This window comes from Evansella sp. AB-rgal1 (assembly GCF_041820985.1).
In the GTDB taxonomy this organism is placed as follows: domain Bacteria; phylum Bacillota; class Bacilli; order Bacillales; family Salisediminibacteriaceae; genus Evansella.
This window is the reverse complement of sequence record NZ_JBGUAU010000005.1, coordinates 20959-37876: the sequence shown is the minus strand read 5'-3', so window position 1 is coordinate 37876 and position 16918 is coordinate 20959. Positions and strand designations below refer to the sequence as shown.

Genomic DNA, 16918 nt, shown 5'->3' with positions numbered 1-16918 from the left:
GTGTTAGAATTGTTTAAATTATTAGGGGGTAGCTGATGATACATTTTACGATGATAAAAATAAAATGTATCATCATATTTTACTCCAGATGAGCTAGAAAATTAAGAGGCTGATTTTGAAATCAGATTATTTCTAATTGTATTATGAAAAAAAAATTTAGACATTCATTAATTTGCTAAGGTCATTATTAGGAAACGAAGAACATATTCATTTCTCATTTAATTATATACATTTAAAAAGGACTTTTTGCCCGAACAATTTGGGAAGGTTCTTCAGGTTTTGTAGCTTCGACAGGTTCTGACGATTCAGTGACTTCCTTAGATACAAAAGGATCGATCACAAGAGCGGAATTCGGTAAATGTTCCCAAATTTCCCCATTAAACCGATAGATGCTCCGCGTTGTGATATCAATATATAAGTATCCAACTTTTTGAGATTGAGGACGTTCAGCTAGTGTACCTACTTGTATTGATAGAATACCTCCTGAATCCTCAACAAAGTTAATCAATTCATCTAATAATTCACTGCTGATCATATAGAATCACCTCCCTTTTTTATTAAATTTCCCTTATGGATTAACTCCTATTGAAAAAGGTCGATCCCCAACAGTAATGGTAGCAATGACCGTATTGGTTACTCCATCAATAACGGAAACAGTATCATCGTCCTGATTTGTTACATAAATACGATTGGTTAATGCATTGACACCAACTCCATTTGGATTAGTTCCAACAGGAATGGTGGCAACCACAGTGTTCGTTGATCCATCAATCACAGAAACATTATTGGTACCTCGATTTGGTACGTAAATAGCATTCGTAGTTGTATTAACTCCTACTTCACCTGGTGTAGTCCCTACTGGAACGTTAGTAATCACCGTATTGGTTGATCCATCAATAACGGAAACAGTATTACTGGTGAAATTTGATACATATATGCGGTTAGTATTTGGATTGACCCCAACTCTGAATGGATTAACTTGAACTGGAATGGTATCAATTATAGTATTGCTTGAACCATCTATTACAGAAACATGATCAAAATTAAAGTTTGCTACATAAATACGGTTAGTTAATGAATTGGCACTTATTCCAGTTGATAAATTTATACCAGGAATTGTAACGGTATCAAACACCGTGTTGGTCAACCCACTAATCACAGAGACATCTTCCGTTGTATCCAATGAATTAAAATTAGCAGTATAAATGGTATTGGTATCTATATTGACCCCTGCATCACTTGGTTCAAGTCCGACTAGAACGGCAGCAACAACGGTATTGGTTTCTCCATCAATTACGGAAACAGTATCATCGCCTTGATTTGTTACATAAATACGTTCGGTTAATGGATTGACACCTACCCCTGATGGATTAACACCAACTGGAATAGTAGATATAACCGTATTGGTTGAACCATCAATCACAGAAACATCATTACTATTAAAATTAGCAACATAAATGAGATTCATTGTGTCGTTTGTGGCCTCGGTAGATCCCAAAAGTTCATCCGCAACAAGACGATGAGCTGCAACAAGCTGCCCAGAAGGACTTTTTCCCCAAACGGAGATTTCTGTACTTTCTCCAATGGGATCACTTGTTGTAAAAATGAATTCAAATCCATCAAAGTTGGCATTATAATCCTTTGTTACGACTTGATTAGGAGCAACGGTGAAAAGTTCTAGGACAAACAACGTTCTGGTCCCGTTTAAGTGATATCCCTGTATTAAAACAGTCGAAAAATTGACTGAGTCATTGTTATCGATTTTTACTGTTACTTGTTGAGTTGGTCTTACTCCACCTACCGGACGATTTTCAATCGGTCCGGTTGATAAATTGGCCATTAATCATCCCTTCTTTCCGTTAGTTATCAATTTATCAGTCCTATGTCACTGAAAAAGAGGATATATAGTTATCGTATGTAGTATTCAAAAAAACGGATTGGACAATTGTATCCAGTAAGACGATTTAAGGACAAAGAGTAAGGGAGGGCAGAGGAACAGGTTCATTTAGAAGGACATACCGTGCCCCAGAAGTTTCTAGGACAGTGGACCTGTCCCCGCGTCCTTACTAGTAAAGACAGATGTAACAACTAGGATTGCAATAAACGGATCAATGAACCCAATAATCGGTGCAAAAATCTTACTCAAAAGAAACGCAACACTCACTAAAACAATGGACACGATCACTATTGATAAAAATACTTTCTTCTTTGAATCCTTAGTAACTATTAACTCCTTATTAATTAAACGAGAAACTAAATTAACTATGACACTTAATGACCAACATAAAATCAATAATGAGAGAACATACACCGTCGCTTTTACGGTATGACTTAATTGATCAAACTGGCGTTCGACCCCAAAATTTGTATAGTGCCAAGCACTAACTAGTTCGTTTAACAGATACGTTCCGTTATTTCCATTCGTTAAAACAATGATTCCATTTCTGGTTTGTGGTTCCATCGAAAAATGTGCCTTCCAACCGTTGTTACTTCCATCATGTGTAACGATGATTCTTTTATTAACGTGATTAATAAAATGACCTAATGCTGTCTTATCATTAATAAAGCTTTGAAACCCTCCAACTTCTAAAATTGGGGTAAACATCTCTTGAACAGTGTTAGCTTCTAGTATCTCTGATTTGTGAAAGCTATTGATTTCAGCGATGACAAACTTATTCATGTCCTCTATCGTTGTATATAGTCCGGCTGCTGCTTTCTCAATAAATATGTAGTTTGGTAACAACTGAAGTTTTCCATCGTAAGCTTTCGCCGTCTTTTCTTGGAGATCATCATCCCATAGAAAACTACTGTTTTCCATGCCTAATGGCTCAAGGACGACTTCATTTAAATATATATGAAAGTCTACCCCTGTTATTTCTTCGATCATCAGCTGCAGTAAGCTATAACCACCACCTGAATAGCTATACCGCGCTCCCGGTTCCTTTTCTAATTCAACAGGTTTCGAACCACCACCGATACCACTAAGTGATTGCTCCAACGTAGGTAGCTGTGCATTCGGCTTGTAGCCAGGATAACCACCACCGACAGATAGCCCTGATGTATGACTTAATAATCCTCTCGCAGTTATCGCTTTTTGGTCATATTCGCTTTTAGGTAGCTGCCAACTTGTTATGTAATTCTCAATAGGATCATCTAAATGGATAAGACCATCTTCAACTAATTTCATTACTCCAAGTGCTGTCACTGATTTAGAAATCGAAGCCACTTGAAACACTGTGTTTTGATCAACCTTCCTATTAGCGTCGATATCCGCATAACCGAACGTACCCATCCATATAACTTGGCCATCTTCTAGTACAGAAATTGCAGCCCCAGGAATTTTATATTTACTTAGCATTTTTTCAGTATTTGATTCTACGTCTTTAATCAATTTATCAAGGTCGGTAGTTTTAGTTAGATCGTTATGATTCATAAAAAATGGAATAATAGTAATGATTGCCAATATAAGTGAAATTATGGCTTTTCTTTTCATAGATAACCTCCAACTTATCAAGATATACAATATTACTACTATTTTGCTAAATTTCTTTGGAATTTCTAAAAACCTTCACAATTCATTCATCATTTGTACGAAGTCGAGATTCACTGTGACAACCAGAATTTTAAATGACAAGTGCCCCCAAGCCTAGTGCGTTAAAATAATACCATACCGCGAGTCAAAAAGATAACCAACTTGTTATTAATGGGAAGGTCTACTTAGAGAAAGTAGCTTTAGAAAAAAATTTGCACGTGCGCATCTATTATTAGTAGGGGAAGAAACTCTCTAATTTTTGCTCTTACATATAGATCCCGCATGATATCTTTAAGGGGATATACTAGTCTTCCAAAGCCTCTATCTCCGACGTAACCTTTACATTTCCAATTAAACTTCCCCTCAAAAGTAAGTTGTTTGACTGAATTATATTTTATTACTATAATAGTAGACTGTTATTATTCGGCTAATGAGGTAGTTAGAATGAAATAAATAAAAGAGAGGTAGGTGAAATTATCTTAGACGATTGTTATAGGCGTATACGTTTTAGAAAGAGAGCAAGTGGTACTTCTGTTCCGTAGTCTTTTCCTCAAGAGAATCAAGTGAAGAAGAACATAACGATCTCGTTTCGTTATACATTATGGGAGGAAAAGAATGAAAACAATAAAGAATATGAAAACGGATTGGACTACATTTGCTGTTAGTGGAGGTTTTTTATTCCTCTTTGTTATTTTTGCATTAATGAATATGGATATGGTGGAAGGCTTGGTAACGGAATCTTTCCATTGGTCCGTAACATTTTTTGGTGCTTATTGGCAATTATTATTACTAGGAAATTTTGTGATCGGAATTATATTAGCTTTTTCTCGATATGGAAATATGAAATTAGGAAAAATGGAGAAGCCGGAGAATGGTTATTTCCGTTGGATTTCTATGATTCTATGTATGCTTCTAGCTAGTGGTGGTGTATTTTGGGCTGCATCAGAGCCAATCTATCATTTTGTAACAACTCCACCTTTGTTTGCGAATGGAGGGATGACACCACAAGAGGCAGTCATACCGGCTTTATCCCAAAGCTTTGTACACTGGGGCTTCCTAGCATGGGCTTGTTTAGGTACATTAACAACCATTGTCCTCATGTATGTTCATCATCATAAAGGATATCCACTGAAGCCTCGTGCTATTTTATATCCTATTTTCGGTGAAAAGATATTTCATAAAAGCATCATTGGCTCAACGGCCGATATTGTTTCTATCATTGCAGTTGCTGCAGGTACCATGGGTCCTATTGGATTTTTAGGTCTGCAAATTGGATATGGTCTTCATGTTTTATTTGATATTCCAAATACGTTGGCTACGAATATGATCATTGTTGGAGCACTAATCCTTATTGCTGCTATTTCTGTAGCGAGTGGGGTTGACAAAGGGATTCAATTCTTAAGTCGTTTAAATGTGATATTTGTTGTATTACTAGCGGCAATTATTCTCCTTATTGGCCCAACAATGTTTTTAATAGATTCTTTTATTAGCGCTCAAGCTTTTCAATTACAGCACTTTTTCCAAATGAATTTATATCGTGCGGATCATGCTTGGCTTGGATATTGGACTGTATTTTTCTGGGGATGGTTCCTAGGTTATGCACCAATGGTGGCTATATTCATTAGTAAAATATCCCGTGGTCGCACGATCAGAGAACTTATTATAGCAGTATCTATTATTGCTCCATTAGTTAGTAATTTCTGGTTTACTGTTGTTGGTGGTACTGGTTTATCTTATGAACTAAGCAATCCTGGTTCTATTTCAGGACCATTAGGTGATGGGGGAATGCCTGCGACCGTCATGGCAATTATGAACCAACTTCCAATGGGATTTATATTAGCTATTGGGTTCTTAATTGTTAGTATTGTGTTTGTATCCACTACCGTTGATTCCATTTCCTATACAGTAGCAGTAACCTTACAAGGTACCGATCATCCGCAAAAATGGATGAGAGTGTTTTGGGTCATTTTGTTTGGTATATTATCCGCAGTACTACTAACTATCGGTGAAGGAAGTATACAGGCTCTACAAAACTTTATTGTTGTAACAGCAGTACCTGTATCTCTATTGTTACTTCCACCATTATGGAGTGCACCAAAAATTGTTAAGCAGATGGCGAAAGAACAACAACTAGAACCTTCTGTTGAAGCTACAAAAGAAGTGAAGGTAAAAGTGGCGAAATAGTAGCTTTATTATGAAAAAATGCCTAACCCCTAGTGCGGTAGAACTTTACCGTATTGGTGGGGGAGGCACTTTTTTTGTTAAATGTGAAAAGTAAGGGGCGGGGGAGTCAGAAGAGCGCCTGCACGTTGCATGTACTTCTATAACCTAGCTTAGCAAATTGCTTAGCAGCAGCGTTTCCAGTTCCCGAATTAGTGACTGTCATAACAACAATACTATTTTTCAGTGTATTATTTTTCTCCCCACTCCTACTTGTAAAAATAATAATTACTCTAATTCCACACTTTAGATAAATGCTCAGCCACAAGATGTAACATACGTTTTTCTAGTAAAGCCTATTTTTTCAAAAATAAAAAAGGAACTCAAAGAGTTAGCGAATCTTAGAGCTCAAGAGTTTCTGACTGAAGAAGAGTTTCAGAGGGAAATATTCTTTAAGGAAGGAAGGTGTGGATGAATGAGTATTTTATCGACTGGACCAATTGAAAACAATCCCGTAGGTGGGACAAGGCCCACAAGGCGATCAACCTAATTGGTGGGCATTAGTTTCCATAGCGATACCATATTTAACACAAAATGAAAAGATGAAAAAAACGAGCCATATGCATCGCTTTTTTCATCTTTCAGGCTGGTATTATCGATAATATCCTCCATGACCATGATGATATCCATGACCAGGGGAATGACCACTATGTCCGTGATGAAACCCGTACCCTGGATAATAACCAGAATGTCCATGATGATAACCGTGACCTGGGTTATAACTCCCTTGACCATGATGATAACCGTGACCTGGGTTATAACTCCCGTGACCATGATGATAGCCGTGTCCTGGGTTATAACTCCCGTGGCCATGATGATAGCCATGACCTGGGTTATAACTCCCGTGGCCATGATGAAATTGTCTCTCCATATATTTCTCCACCTTCCCTTCACATAATATAGAATATGTTTCTATAGCGTAGGTGGAAGAGGCATTTACCTAGTATTCTGAAAAATTATCAGTTACAATTCACTTTTTTATCAAATCGTTATCTACTCAACTTCTCATACTCAATAGTTATAAAAAAAACAACATATTACGTAGCAGCTAAGTTGCTATTCGAAATCTAGAAAAAGTTCCTAGTTCCCTGGTGCGTTAAAACTTTAACGTATTTGGGCTCAGGAACTGGGGTCTTAGGTGTGGGATTTTTATGAGTTCACTTCTGATATTTGATAGTGGAGGTTCCTAGGGTATCCGCCAATGGTGGCTATATTCATTAGTAAAATATCCCGTGGTCGCAAGATCAGAGAGCTTATTATAGCTGTATCTATTATTGCTCCATTAGTTAGTAATTTCTGGTTTACTGTTGTTGGAGGGTATCTAAGCATTACAAAACTTTATTGTAGTAACTGCAGTACCTGTATCTCTCTTACTACTTCCACCACTATGGAGTGCACCAAAAATTGTAAAGCAGATGGAGGAAGAACAACAAATAGAACCTTCTGTTGAATCTACAAAAGAAGTGAAGGTAAAAGTGGCGAAATAATAGCTTTTTAATAAAGTGCCTGCCTCCTAGTACGTAAGTTATACCGTACCGGGTGACTGGCACTTTATTTTGTTTTTTTAAAATAGGAGGGGAGAGGGGAGCAATAGCGCGTCTGCACGTTGCGTGTGCTCACCTATAATTCTCTTTAGCAAATTGCTTAGTAGCCCCTTTTTGACAAAGGGACAGGTACCGAGTCCCCCTGAAGTTCCCAGGACAGTGGACCTGTCACCGTGTACTCACTAGTGCTTCCTTCCCGTTCCCAATTTAGGATTATTTTACAAAAAAAAATAGAAAATGATATTGACTTTCTTTCCTCTTACCATTAAAGTTGCCTTAGAGAAACTTTCGTGCAAAAAGGAAAGATAGTTGTCCTGTGGTAATCTTTCGTTTTTGTGTATCATTTTTTTCTTATTTCACATATAAAAAGGTTGGAGGGACTAACATGTTCAAAAAAAGAGGAATGCTTTTATCAGGATTGGTTGCTACTATTTTATTCATCGGTGGTTGTAATAACGAGACATCGACAAATGAGGAAGAAGGGGCCATTCAAGTGGTTACCACAATTTCTCAAATTGGTGAACCCCTTTCCGTTATTGGAGGAGATCGCGTTAAGGTCGAAAGCTTGATGGGACCTTCCGTAGATCCACATTTGTACAATGCGACGCAAGGAGATATTTCAACCATTGAAGGTGCTGACCTAATCTTTTACAACGGTCTTGATTTAGAAGCGAATATGGTGGAAATCTTTGAGTCTATTTCAAAAAACAAACCTGTTTTAGCTATTGGAGAAACTCTTTCAGAAGATAAACTATTAGAAGAAGAACCTGGGGTTGTAGATCCACATATCTGGTTCGATATCGACCTATGGAAGCTAGCCTTAGAAGCAGCAGTGGAAGAATTAAAAAAATACTCACCCGAGGATTCGGATTACTTCAACGATAATATGGAGTCCTATTTTGCTGAGCTAGATGCTCTAAATGAGGAAGCGCAAGAACAAATTTCTCAAATTCCAGAGAAACATAGAGTACTAGTAACGGCACACGATGCGTTTGGTTATTTTGGAAACAAATTTTCAATGGAAGTCATTGGACTTCAAGGGTTAAGTACAGAAGATGAAATTGGGGTTTCTGACATAAACGATACCATTGCTATTATAAAAGAGTTTGAGATTCCCGCTATCTTTGTAGAGTCTAGCATTGATTCTCGAACAATTAACTCTGTTATTGAGGGAGCAAAAAGTGATGGGATAGACGTAGAATTAGGAGGAGAACTCTTTTCTGATGCTATGGGCAATCCAGGAACAGAAAAAGGTACTTACATTGGAATGTATCGTCACAATGTAGAAACCATTTATAATGCATTAAAATAAGGGAGATGAAGAAAGTGGAAACTGTTTTAAAGGTGGAGAATTTATCTGCATCCTATCGCAAAAACACAGTATTACAACATGTGAATGTGAATATTGATAGTGGGTCTTTAACAGCAATTGTTGGACCAAATGGTGCAGGGAAATCCACGTTTTTGAAAACCATTTTAAACTTACACCCTTCCTTAACTGGTTCTGTAAGCTATTTTGGTCAACCTCTAAGTAAGGTGAAAAAACAGGTTGGTTATGTCCCACAACGGGGTTCCGTTGATTGGGACTTCCCAACCGATGCATTAGATGTTGTGACTATGGGATTATATGGCCAAATCGGTTTTCTCCGAAGACCTAAACGATCTCACCGTGAAAAAGCACTAGCTGCTTTGGAAAAAGTAGGTATGTCTGATTATGCAAACAGGCAAATTAGCCAGCTGTCAGGAGGTCAACAGCAACGAGTCTTTCTAGCTCGTGCCTTGGTCCAAGATGCGGAGTTATATTTCATGGATGAACCTTTAGCTGGTGTCGATGCTGCTACAGAACGTGCAATTATGTCCATTTTAAAGGAACTAAAGCAATTAGGAAGAACTGTACTCGTAGTTCACCATGATCTACAAACGGTCCAAGACTACTTCGATCATGTCCTTTTGTTAAATAAGACGGTTATAAAGCATGGAAGAACGGAAAAGGTTTTTACCAACGAGAATATTATCTCTACCTACGGTGGAAACATCCAATTATTGAAGGAGGGTCAAGGCCATGTGGTCCATACTCTCCACTAGTAATACACAATGGGTGTTATTTAGTGCAACAATTCTTGGCATCGCGGCTGGGATTGTTGGCTGTCTCTCCTATTGGAAAAAACAAAGTTTAATGAGTGATGCATTAGCACACGCTGCTCTACCAGGCGTCGTCATCACCTTCCTTATTATTGGGGAAAAAAACTTATTTTTCTTAATTATCGGGGCAGCTATTAGTGCATTATTAGGTGCGTTCTTCATTCAGTGGGTTCAATCTTCAACAAGAATAACAGAGGATACTGCGATGGGGATGACGTTGTCTGTCTTTTTTGGTCTTGGAATCATGCTTCTAACGGTTGTGAATCGAACGGCTGGTGGAAACCAAAGTGGGCTTGATAGCTTTATTTTTGGGCAGGCTGCAGCAATGGTTCGTTCGGATGTAAACACGATGCTTGCCCTAGCTTTTTTCGTCATTTTGATCGTCATCGCTGGCTTTAAAGAATGGAAGCTTTATCTTTTTGATCCTTCCTTTGCCAAAGGGTTAGGCCTATCTCTTTCCTTGATGAATGTACTATATACAACGGTACTTGTAACCACCATTGTTATTGGGATACAGGCTGTTGGAGTAATTTTAATTGCAGCACTGCTTATTATTCCGTCTGTTAGTGCTCGTTATTGGACACAAAAGCTGAAAACAATGTTCCTTCTTTCTGCATGCTTTGGGGGAATTTCAGGGGCTATCGGAACAGCAATTAGTGCCATTGGGAGAGGATGGCCAACTGGACCATTTATCGTCGTTGTTGCCGCCCTTTTCTTTATTATCTCTCTTGTATTTGGAAAAGAAAAAGGGATTCTTTTAAAACATTTACAATTTCGTAAACAACAAAAAGCACATTCTCAAGAAATAGGGCACCATCCTGTTTTTCAAAAGGAGGGGAAATAAATGACTTATACAGCATGGATTATCATTACTGCTTCTTTAGTTGGGTTATCTTGTGGACTGATCGGGGTCTTTTTAGTTTTACGAAAAATGGCAATGATGTCTGACGCTATTAGTCATACTGTCCTATTGGGGATTGTTGTTGCTTATCTTATGACAAGGGAGCTTAGTGGTCCACACATGCTTATTGGAGCTATCTTGGCAGGATTACTAACAGCCTTTCTCGTGCAATGGCTTCATAATCTTGATTTAGAGCTCCATGCATCTATGGGTATTGTTTTTACAACACTCTTCGCCATTGGGGTTATTTTAATTTCCACCTCCATAGGAAATGCCCACCTTGATATTCAGCATGCATTAATGGGGGAAATTACGTTTGTTCCATTTCATACGATGGAACTCCCAATAGTGGGGGCGGTTCCTGTAACCACAGTCATGTTAGCTGTGGTGTTACTCATAGTCGTAATCACTATCATTGTTTTTTATAAAGAGTGGAAAATTACATCCTTTGACCCTGCACTAGCGGCTAGCTTAGGCATACCGATAGTCTTCATGCACTACCTATTCATGAGCCTTGTTTCCATTACAACGGTCGCTGCCTTTGACGCAGTAGGAGCAATCATGGTAGTTGCAATGTTAATAACACCAGCAGCTTCTGCTTACCTTTGGACAGATAAACTATCCATTATGCTCCTTTTAAGCAGTTCATTTGGAGTCATATCAGCAATCATCGGCTACTATATAGCCGCCTGGATTGACACCTCCATCTCTGGATCTATGGCATTTGCAACAGGAATTATTTTCATCATTAGCTTTCTATTATCTCCTACGCATGGCTTTCTATCCAGAAGCCTCGGGAAGCAGCGTAACCAGTTCTCTTAGTAAGCATGGGATTTAAAGGTTGCTTTTGATCACACTAATTTAGTTTTGGATTAGTGGTAGGTTTTAATACCAATACCAATGCTGGAAACATATGATACGTTAAGCATGAAATGATACATTTATTACTTGCATCCCACATGTGAACTACTCCAATGGATCCTTTTCTGTGGGAAGATTTTGCTTAAATCACCATTGAGCACATCTTCTATGAATGGATAATCAAGTTCATATGCTTTTCCAGACGAATAGTGAACGTGGTTCACATCTGCAGAGTTATCTGTAAAACAAGGGAACAGAAATCGCGCCACCGGTACAGTAGAATTAATAATTGGATCCACAACAATATTATACTTAAACTGTCTTCCTTGTTCCTGTTGCTAGTATATCAATATCCATCTCTTTTACATTGATTGGAATATGTCCTGCCGACTGATATGCATCGACAAAAATAAGTTCTCTTTAATAACACAGTTAATTACTTCATACACAATAGAGTAGCAGTATTTAGTTTTCCACGAAGATGAAGCACCAAAACTGGACTACAAAGATGTAGAACGTGTGTTAAAGGTAAGTGGGGTAAAAGATGTAGGTTCAGAAAGGTTGAAGCAGCTTTCCAGAAAGCCATTGATGACGAAAAATATGAGTTCAAAGCTAGCAGTGTTATCCCGAAATACAACTCTAAATCAATTAAAATTGATACAAAGGTTGCCAAGATTTCCATTAGTCCACAAGATTTACGTTATGTAAAACAGATTCATTTCTATCAAAGGGTATTAGATTGGTTCGATAAATACCTTTGAATAGGGAACTATACGACTGTTATGTAGCCTTTTCTTTAGTATAAGATTACGTTTGATTAGTTATATAACGGTGTTCGCATCAATTGTTTCAGTAATTCTCTAGTAATCAAGTATGTGCAGGGCACGTAAGTTAACGGAGAAAATAGCTTTGGTTATTTCCAGCAAATAACGGGTAGTTTTCATGGGCTGATTTATATTTTGTCTTGTCTTGAACGGGTGAATATTTGATAAAGTAGAAAGAGTGTTGGAGTGTAGTCTGGAACAAATATTTAGAATAGTTGGAGGTAGTCTAGGATGAAAGATTCGTGGTTTACTATACAGAAGATAAATACTAATACATATGCAATTAGTGAATATGGGCATTGGGAGAAGGTACATTCATTTTTGTTAATGGGGAAAGAGAAAGCAATATTAATAGATACAGGTCTTGGAATTGACAATATAAAAAGAGTAACAGACCAGTTGACTACTTTGCCGATTGAAGTAATCACAACCCATGTCCACACCGACCATATCGGAAGTCATGGAGAATTTGAAAAAATCTATGTGCACCAAGGAGATAGAGATTGGTTTGTGAACGGAATAAAAGGCTTATCGATAGAACAAATAAGAAAAGATATTGGTAGAGACATCACATTACCTACCCCAGATACATTTGATCCTACTACATATCAACCGTTTCAAGGAGAACCAACAGGATTACTAAGTGATGGAGATGTCATTGATTTGGGCAATAGGAAGTTAATTATCTACCATACTCCTGGACATTCTCCTGGCCATCTATCTGTTTTTGATGAAACAAATGGATACTTGTTCACAGGGGATTTATTATATGATGAAACTCCTATATATGCATTTTATCCTTCTACAAGCCCAGTTGAATTAGTAAATTCATGGGAAAAAATTTCAGTGATACCGAATGTATCGAAGGTTTATGGTTCTCATAATACGTTAGGGTTAGAACCTCAAATATTAGAAGAAGTAAAAGCTGCGATTACATATTTGAGAGAAAACGAGCTTGCTAAGTTCGGTACTGGGATTCATACATTTAACGGTTTTAGTGTACAGTTTTAACGTAAAATCTTTACAATTCGGGGGATCAGGATGAGGGAACTGTTTAAAAAATATACTCATAATCTAGAGTTATCTGGTGACCTTGAACATGATATAGTAGTGTTCTTACATAGTAATCATTTATCACATGTTGCCGAACATTCTTGTCGGGTAGGGAAAGAAGCTGAAAGAATAGCACACTCATTCCATAATAGCGGTGATGTTGCTAAAGCGGCAGGATTACTACACGATATAAGTGCTGTATTTCCTAATAATGAAAGAGCTGTGGGAGTAGAAAAATTAGGACTAGATGTGATGGATGCAGAAAGAATATTTCCTCTAATTGCCCACTAAAGAATCTCAAGAGTGATGGCAGAAGAAATTTTCCACATACAAAATGAAGAAATACTTAGTGCAATTGAATGTCATACCACATTGAAAAAAGATTCTAGTGTGATGGACCAAATAGTTTTCGTTGCTGATAAAATAGAGTGGGATCAGGATGGAACTCCTCCATATATCCACCAAGTGAAATCCCAACTGGAAGTTTCAATAAGTCATGCCGCGTTTGTATATATAGACTATCTATGGGAAAGAAGAGGGGCTCTTAAAGTAGTTCATCCATGGTTAGCAGAGGCGCATGAAGATTTAAAGAATAATTTATTCTGAAGTAATTGTACTTACACAAAAATTCCCTTGACCTTAGAGTATACTCCAATGATACGGTATTCTTAGGAGGGGGATAAACATGCAGATTAAAGAATTTGCTTCAAAGTATAAGGTAACAAAAGATGCGGTCCGTTATTATGAAAAAGAGAATTTGATGGAACCGATACGTCTAGCTAATGGTTATCGAATGTATGATGAGATTGAGAGAAAAACATAAAATATATTCTTATTTTTAAACAGCTAGGTTTTTCATTGAAGGAAATAAAAGCATTATTAAGCTTGGAAAACAGACCAACTACTAGTGAGTGTAATACGATGTCTCTATCGCTATTTCAAGCCAAAGTCTCCTATCTTGAGAGGAAGATCGACTTTTTCACAACAGCCATTCAATCTCTCAAGAAGTCTATCATTTAACGGCGCAGGAAAAATATGCTGAGAATAAAGAGAAGGTTCATTCATTAGTGAAGGAGATGTACCGGAAAATGGTGGAAGGTGATGAAGACAGTGTCACTTCGTAAAGTCATTTATCTTGAGTATGTGATGGGATTTATTCTCTGTTTGATATTGTACCTACACCTTGAGTTTTCGATACTTCTCTTTTTATTATTTTTACTTGTGCCTGATATATCGATGATAGGCTATCTTTTCGATAAAAAAATTGGTTCTTATGTTTATAATGTAGGTCATAGTTTTATTATACCGGCTATCCTATTTATCATAGCGTTTTTTCATGAATATTCTACCTTGCTGATGGTCGTTATCATTTGGATAGCTCACATTTTTATGGACCGTTCCTTAGGATTTGGTTTAAAGTATAAGCATAACTTTAAAGAAACACATCTGCAGAAAATACAATAGTCAAGGTGAAGAAGATACTGGAGTTATCTTCAATTTTCAAATAGAGGATGATGGAGAAAGCTTCGGTAATGCTATTACGAATGAACTATATTTGCCAGAGGTACCAGTTCTATTAGAATATGATTGTCTCTTCTGGTTTTACCGGGGACAATCATTAGACTAGTAGAGTGATTGAGAATAGCGATTAAATAATGCACTGCATAGCAGACTATCGACTTGATACTCATACAATGGTTATCCCATGTGACTAAGTGGGTGGGTTTGGACTACTTTTCAGTTGTAATAAATATTTCCCTGAGATATGTTCCTACGTCATACCCAACAGAATACATACTACTAGAGATTTGAACAGTCATGTCTATGATCAATGTCAGCCCGTATGTTATGACATTTGTCGATAATACGAATGTTGCTAATATCAAAAACAATGAAAATGGACGTTTCGTCTGGTTCATATGAACACCTCCAAGAAACAATATTGTGTATATTATAGATTACTAATTTTTCCCCAAATAGGCAATCATTTAAATTGAAAATGCCAAATTTAGATAGAATTTATACTAGAATTAGGAAAAAATGTTAAGTGAGACTATACTTTCCTTTTAACCCCCAAATTTGTTACTATAAAAAAAGTAAGAAAGTTTGGTACATTTCCCCTATTTATTGGCAATGTTAAGTGGGCGCACGTTATGGAAACGATCTACTTTATCCACTGAAAATCACGTCCAAGAAGGATAATGAATACCAACCAACCACCTAGTTATTAGAGGTTAAAAGGAAATTAGTACCCAATAAAGAGTTATTTATGATGTTGAAAAAGAGTTAGGATTTTTTCCTACTGTTTACGAAAGAAAATTACTATGATAAAATCGCTCTCTTTTGGGTATTCTTCATTCCTCTATTTTTTCTAATTATTAATAACATAGATTGGTTTTCGAAATTTCCAATAATAGCTGGAAAAACGGTAGCCAGTCTCCTCTATTTATTTGTATCCATGTTTTTATTTAATACAATCATATCGGTAATTTTCCAACTGTACCCTATCCTATTACTCTTTATAAGTTCCTTGTTAATACTTCTTGGCTTCATTCCTGTAACTCTATTGTTTTTATGGGGCGCCGCACTCCCATTGAAAGCAGAGGCAAAAAACAGCATCTCCTGATAGAACTCTTATATATTCTTCTTTATCGCCTCGAACATGACGGAATCATTCTTGAAGTTATTACTTTTTGCACAGCTAGAAGAGGTAGAAAGTCTCCATGCGCTAAGTGATTGTTTGTTTGATGAGGAACTTCAAAAAGGTATTGATCTTGACTCCATCAGTATTTCTCAGCTTTCGCGCCGATTAAATGGAATGAATCCAGATTTATTTCAACGGTTATTCCTTTATTTAGTCGGACAAATACATGCCAAGACACATTACACGAAATCTATCATGCCATTAAAGGTAATTGACTCAAATACCATACCATTAAATTTAACCAACCATAATTGGGCAAAATTTCGTAAAACAAAAGCGGGTGTAAAGTTACATTTGCGACTAGTTTTCATGGAAAAAGGAATGTCATATCCTGAAAAGGCCTTGATTACAACGGCTAAAGAACATTATCGTAATCAACTTGAAGACATGGTTGATGACAAAGAATGCATGTATGTGTTTGACCGCGGTTATCTCGACTATGAACGCTTTGATCGTATGACAGACGACGGCTACTTTTTCCTTTCTAGACTACGAAAAAACGCTGTTATACGGGTAATTGATGATTTTAAATTGCATGAAGAGTCATCTGTTTTATCCGATCAAATGGTGTTGATTGGAACATCGCAAAACCGAGCTGAAAACTACTTTCGACTATTAAAAGTGATTGATTCAAAAGGAAATGAGCTTCATTTAATCACGAATCAATTTGATTTAAGTGCCGAAGAAATTTCAGAGATGTATAAATCTCGCTGGGCAATTGAACTATTTTTCAAGTGGATCAAGCAACATCTCAGCATCAAAAAGTTCTACGGTCAAAGCGAATGGGCGATACAAAACGAACTATTTATCGGATTAATTGTCTTTTGCCTGCATGTTCTCGTTCAGATTGAAGCAAACAGTAAGCGACAAGCCTTACAAATTAGCCGATATTTAAGGGCTGCATTGTGGAAGCCAGCACACATTTGGCTCCGAAAGATTGAAGGGAAATCCATTCCTTAAAAAGGATTTGCCACGACAAAAAAGTGCTTTTTACTTTTAATTGGGCAGGTTATTTGACACGAGCCGATGGCACCTGAAGCTAGACAACTTTCAAAGTCCAAAAATTTTATACTTACCTTTAAAAATAAGCGGAGAATTTTCGCTTATAATCAATATTAACCTAATTTCGTGGTAAAT

The 16918-nt window shown here is 37.1% G+C and carries 14 protein-coding genes and 6 pseudogenes; 13 read left to right on the top strand and 7 right to left on the bottom strand.

Going from position 1 to position 16918, the window contains the following annotated elements; translation table 11 throughout:
• Nucleotides 1-232: 232 nt before the first annotated feature.
• The 3 genes from ACERII_RS05315 to ACERII_RS05305 form a co-directional block, all read right to left on the bottom strand.
• Entirely contained in the window at nt 233-535 is a 303-nt protein-coding gene (locus tag ACERII_RS05315) for a hypothetical protein (protein WP_373640598.1), read from the bottom strand.
• A 33-nt stretch (nt 536-568) separates the two neighbouring features.
• Nucleotides 569-1840, bottom strand: a complete 1272-nt coding sequence (locus tag ACERII_RS05310) for a YncE family protein (RefSeq protein WP_373640596.1) — start codon at nt 1838-1840, stop codon at nt 569-571.
• Between the two features lie 195 nt (nt 1841-2035).
• Complete coding sequence (locus ACERII_RS05305) at nt 2036-3493, bottom strand: serine hydrolase domain-containing protein (protein ID WP_373640595.1); 1458 nt, start codon at nt 3491-3493, stop codon at nt 2036-2038.
• Nucleotides 3494-4147: 654 nt separating this feature from the next.
• Here ACERII_RS05305 and ACERII_RS05300 point away from each other — a divergent pair.
• Nucleotides 4148-5716 carry a BCCT family transporter gene (locus tag ACERII_RS05300; protein WP_373640594.1) on the top strand — a complete coding sequence of 523 codons (1569 nt, stop codon included), beginning with the start codon at nt 4148-4150 and terminating at the stop codon, nt 5714-5716.
• A 628-nt stretch (nt 5717-6344) separates the two neighbouring features.
• On the opposite strand, the gene ACERII_RS05295 is transcribed toward ACERII_RS05300, so the two are convergent.
• Nucleotides 6345-6623, bottom strand: coding sequence for a hypothetical protein (locus ACERII_RS05295; RefSeq protein ID WP_373640593.1), 279 nt, complete (start codon nt 6621-6623; stop codon nt 6345-6347).
• A gap of 312 nt (nt 6624-6935) precedes the next feature.
• Here ACERII_RS05295 and ACERII_RS25920 point away from each other — a divergent pair.
• The 5 genes and pseudogenes from ACERII_RS25920 to ACERII_RS05270 form a co-directional block, all read left to right on the top strand.
• Nucleotides 6936-7070, top strand: a pseudogene (locus ACERII_RS25920) (BCCT family transporter); the annotation flags it as partial.
• A gap of 611 nt (nt 7071-7681) precedes the next feature.
• On the top strand, nt 7682-8608 hold the full coding sequence (locus tag ACERII_RS05285) for a metal ABC transporter solute-binding protein, Zn/Mn family (RefSeq protein ID WP_373640591.1): 927 nt from the start codon (nt 7682-7684) through the stop codon (nt 8606-8608).
• Between the two features lie 14 nt (nt 8609-8622).
• A complete protein-coding gene (locus tag ACERII_RS05280) occupies nt 8623-9381 on the top strand; it encodes a metal ABC transporter ATP-binding protein (protein WP_373640590.1) in 759 nt (252 codons plus the stop codon).
• Nucleotides 9359-10282 carry a metal ABC transporter permease gene (locus ACERII_RS05275; RefSeq protein WP_373640588.1) on the top strand — a complete coding sequence of 308 codons (924 nt, stop codon included), beginning with the start codon at nt 9359-9361 and terminating at the stop codon, nt 10280-10282. The genes ACERII_RS05280 and ACERII_RS05275 overlap by 23 nt, the downstream gene beginning before the upstream one ends.
• On the top strand, nt 10283-11161 hold the full coding sequence (locus ACERII_RS05270; RefSeq protein ID WP_373640587.1) for a metal ABC transporter permease: 879 nt from the start codon (nt 10283-10285) through the stop codon (nt 11159-11161).
• A gap of 185 nt (nt 11162-11346) precedes the next feature.
• Here ACERII_RS05270 and ACERII_RS05265 read toward each other — a convergent pair.
• Both ACERII_RS05265 and ACERII_RS05260 read right to left on the bottom strand, forming a co-directional pair.
• Nucleotides 11347-11523: pseudogene (locus ACERII_RS05265) on the bottom strand (DUF4317 family protein); the annotation flags it as partial.
• Nucleotides 11522-11614: pseudogene (locus ACERII_RS05260) on the bottom strand (aminotransferase class V-fold PLP-dependent enzyme); the annotation flags it as partial. The pseudogenes ACERII_RS05265 and ACERII_RS05260, both read right to left, overlap by 2 nt.
• A gap of 63 nt (nt 11615-11677) precedes the next feature.
• Between ACERII_RS05260 and ACERII_RS05255 the strand changes: the two are divergent.
• The 6 genes and pseudogenes from ACERII_RS05255 to ACERII_RS05230 all read left to right on the top strand — a co-directional run.
• Nucleotides 11678-11922 (top strand): annotated as a pseudogene (locus ACERII_RS05255) (DUF4317 family protein); the annotation flags it as partial.
• 333 nt (nt 11923-12255) lie between these two features.
• On the top strand, nt 12256-13035 hold the full coding sequence (locus tag ACERII_RS05250; RefSeq protein ID WP_373640586.1) for an MBL fold metallo-hydrolase: 780 nt from the start codon (nt 12256-12258) through the stop codon (nt 13033-13035).
• A gap of 30 nt (nt 13036-13065) precedes the next feature.
• Nucleotides 13066-13683 (top strand): annotated as a pseudogene (locus ACERII_RS05245) (HD domain-containing protein).
• A gap of 79 nt (nt 13684-13762) precedes the next feature.
• Entirely contained in the window at nt 13763-13900 is a 138-nt protein-coding gene (locus tag ACERII_RS05240) for a MerR family transcriptional regulator (protein ID WP_373640585.1), read from the top strand.
• Between the two features lie 35 nt (nt 13901-13935).
• On the top strand, nt 13936-14097 hold the full coding sequence (locus ACERII_RS05235; protein ID WP_373640583.1) for a hypothetical protein: 162 nt from the start codon (nt 13936-13938) through the stop codon (nt 14095-14097).
• Between the two features lie 81 nt (nt 14098-14178).
• Nucleotides 14179-14541: a DUF4260 domain-containing protein gene (locus ACERII_RS05230; protein WP_373640581.1), complete on the top strand. Its 363-nt coding sequence runs from the start codon at nt 14179-14181 to the stop codon at nt 14539-14541.
• Nucleotides 14542-14807: 266 nt separating this feature from the next.
• Here the strand turns inward: ACERII_RS05230 and ACERII_RS05225 are convergent, their stop codons facing one another.
• Entirely contained in the window at nt 14808-14996 is a 189-nt protein-coding gene (locus tag ACERII_RS05225; protein ID WP_373640579.1) for a hypothetical protein, read from the bottom strand.
• A 746-nt stretch (nt 14997-15742) separates the two neighbouring features.
• On the opposite strand from ACERII_RS05225, the pseudogene ACERII_RS05220 reads away from it, so the two are divergent.
• Nucleotides 15743-16741, top strand: a pseudogene (locus tag ACERII_RS05220) (IS4 family transposase); the annotation flags it as partial.
• Nucleotides 16742-16918: the final 177 nt, after the last annotated feature.

Bases quoted from the DNA above. Each gene is read 5' to 3' on its own strand.
- ACERII_RS05315 (WP_373640598.1), bottom strand. From the start codon at position 535: ATGATCAGCAGTGAATTATTAGATGAATTGATTAACTTTGTTGAGGAT.
- ACERII_RS05310 (WP_373640596.1), bottom strand. From the start codon at position 1,840: ATGGCCAATTTATCAACCGGACCGATTGAAAATCGTCCGGTAGGTGGA.
- ACERII_RS05305 (WP_373640595.1), bottom strand. From the start codon at position 3,493: ATGAAAAGAAAAGCCATAATTTCACTTATATTGGCAATCATTACTATT.
- ACERII_RS05300 (WP_373640594.1), top strand. From the start codon at position 4,148: ATGAAAACAATAAAGAATATGAAAACGGATTGGACTACATTTGCTGTT.
- ACERII_RS05295 (WP_373640593.1), bottom strand. From the start codon at position 6,623: ATGGAGAGACAATTTCATCATGGCCACGGGAGTTATAACCCAGGTCAT.
- ACERII_RS05285 (WP_373640591.1), top strand. From the start codon at position 7,682: ATGTTCAAAAAAAGAGGAATGCTTTTATCAGGATTGGTTGCTACTATT.
- ACERII_RS05275 (WP_373640588.1), top strand. From the start codon at position 9,359: ATGTGGTCCATACTCTCCACTAGTAATACACAATGGGTGTTATTTAGT.
- ACERII_RS05270 (WP_373640587.1), top strand. From the start codon at position 10,283: ATGACTTATACAGCATGGATTATCATTACTGCTTCTTTAGTTGGGTTA.
- ACERII_RS05250 (WP_373640586.1), top strand. From the start codon at position 12,256: ATGAAAGATTCGTGGTTTACTATACAGAAGATAAATACTAATACATAT.
- ACERII_RS05240 (WP_373640585.1), top strand. From the start codon at position 13,763: ATGCAGATTAAAGAATTTGCTTCAAAGTATAAGGTAACAAAAGATGCG.
- ACERII_RS05230 (WP_373640581.1), top strand. From the start codon at position 14,179: ATGAAGACAGTGTCACTTCGTAAAGTCATTTATCTTGAGTATGTGATG.
- ACERII_RS05225 (WP_373640579.1), bottom strand. From the start codon at position 14,996: ATGAACCAGACGAAACGTCCATTTTCATTGTTTTTGATATTAGCAACA.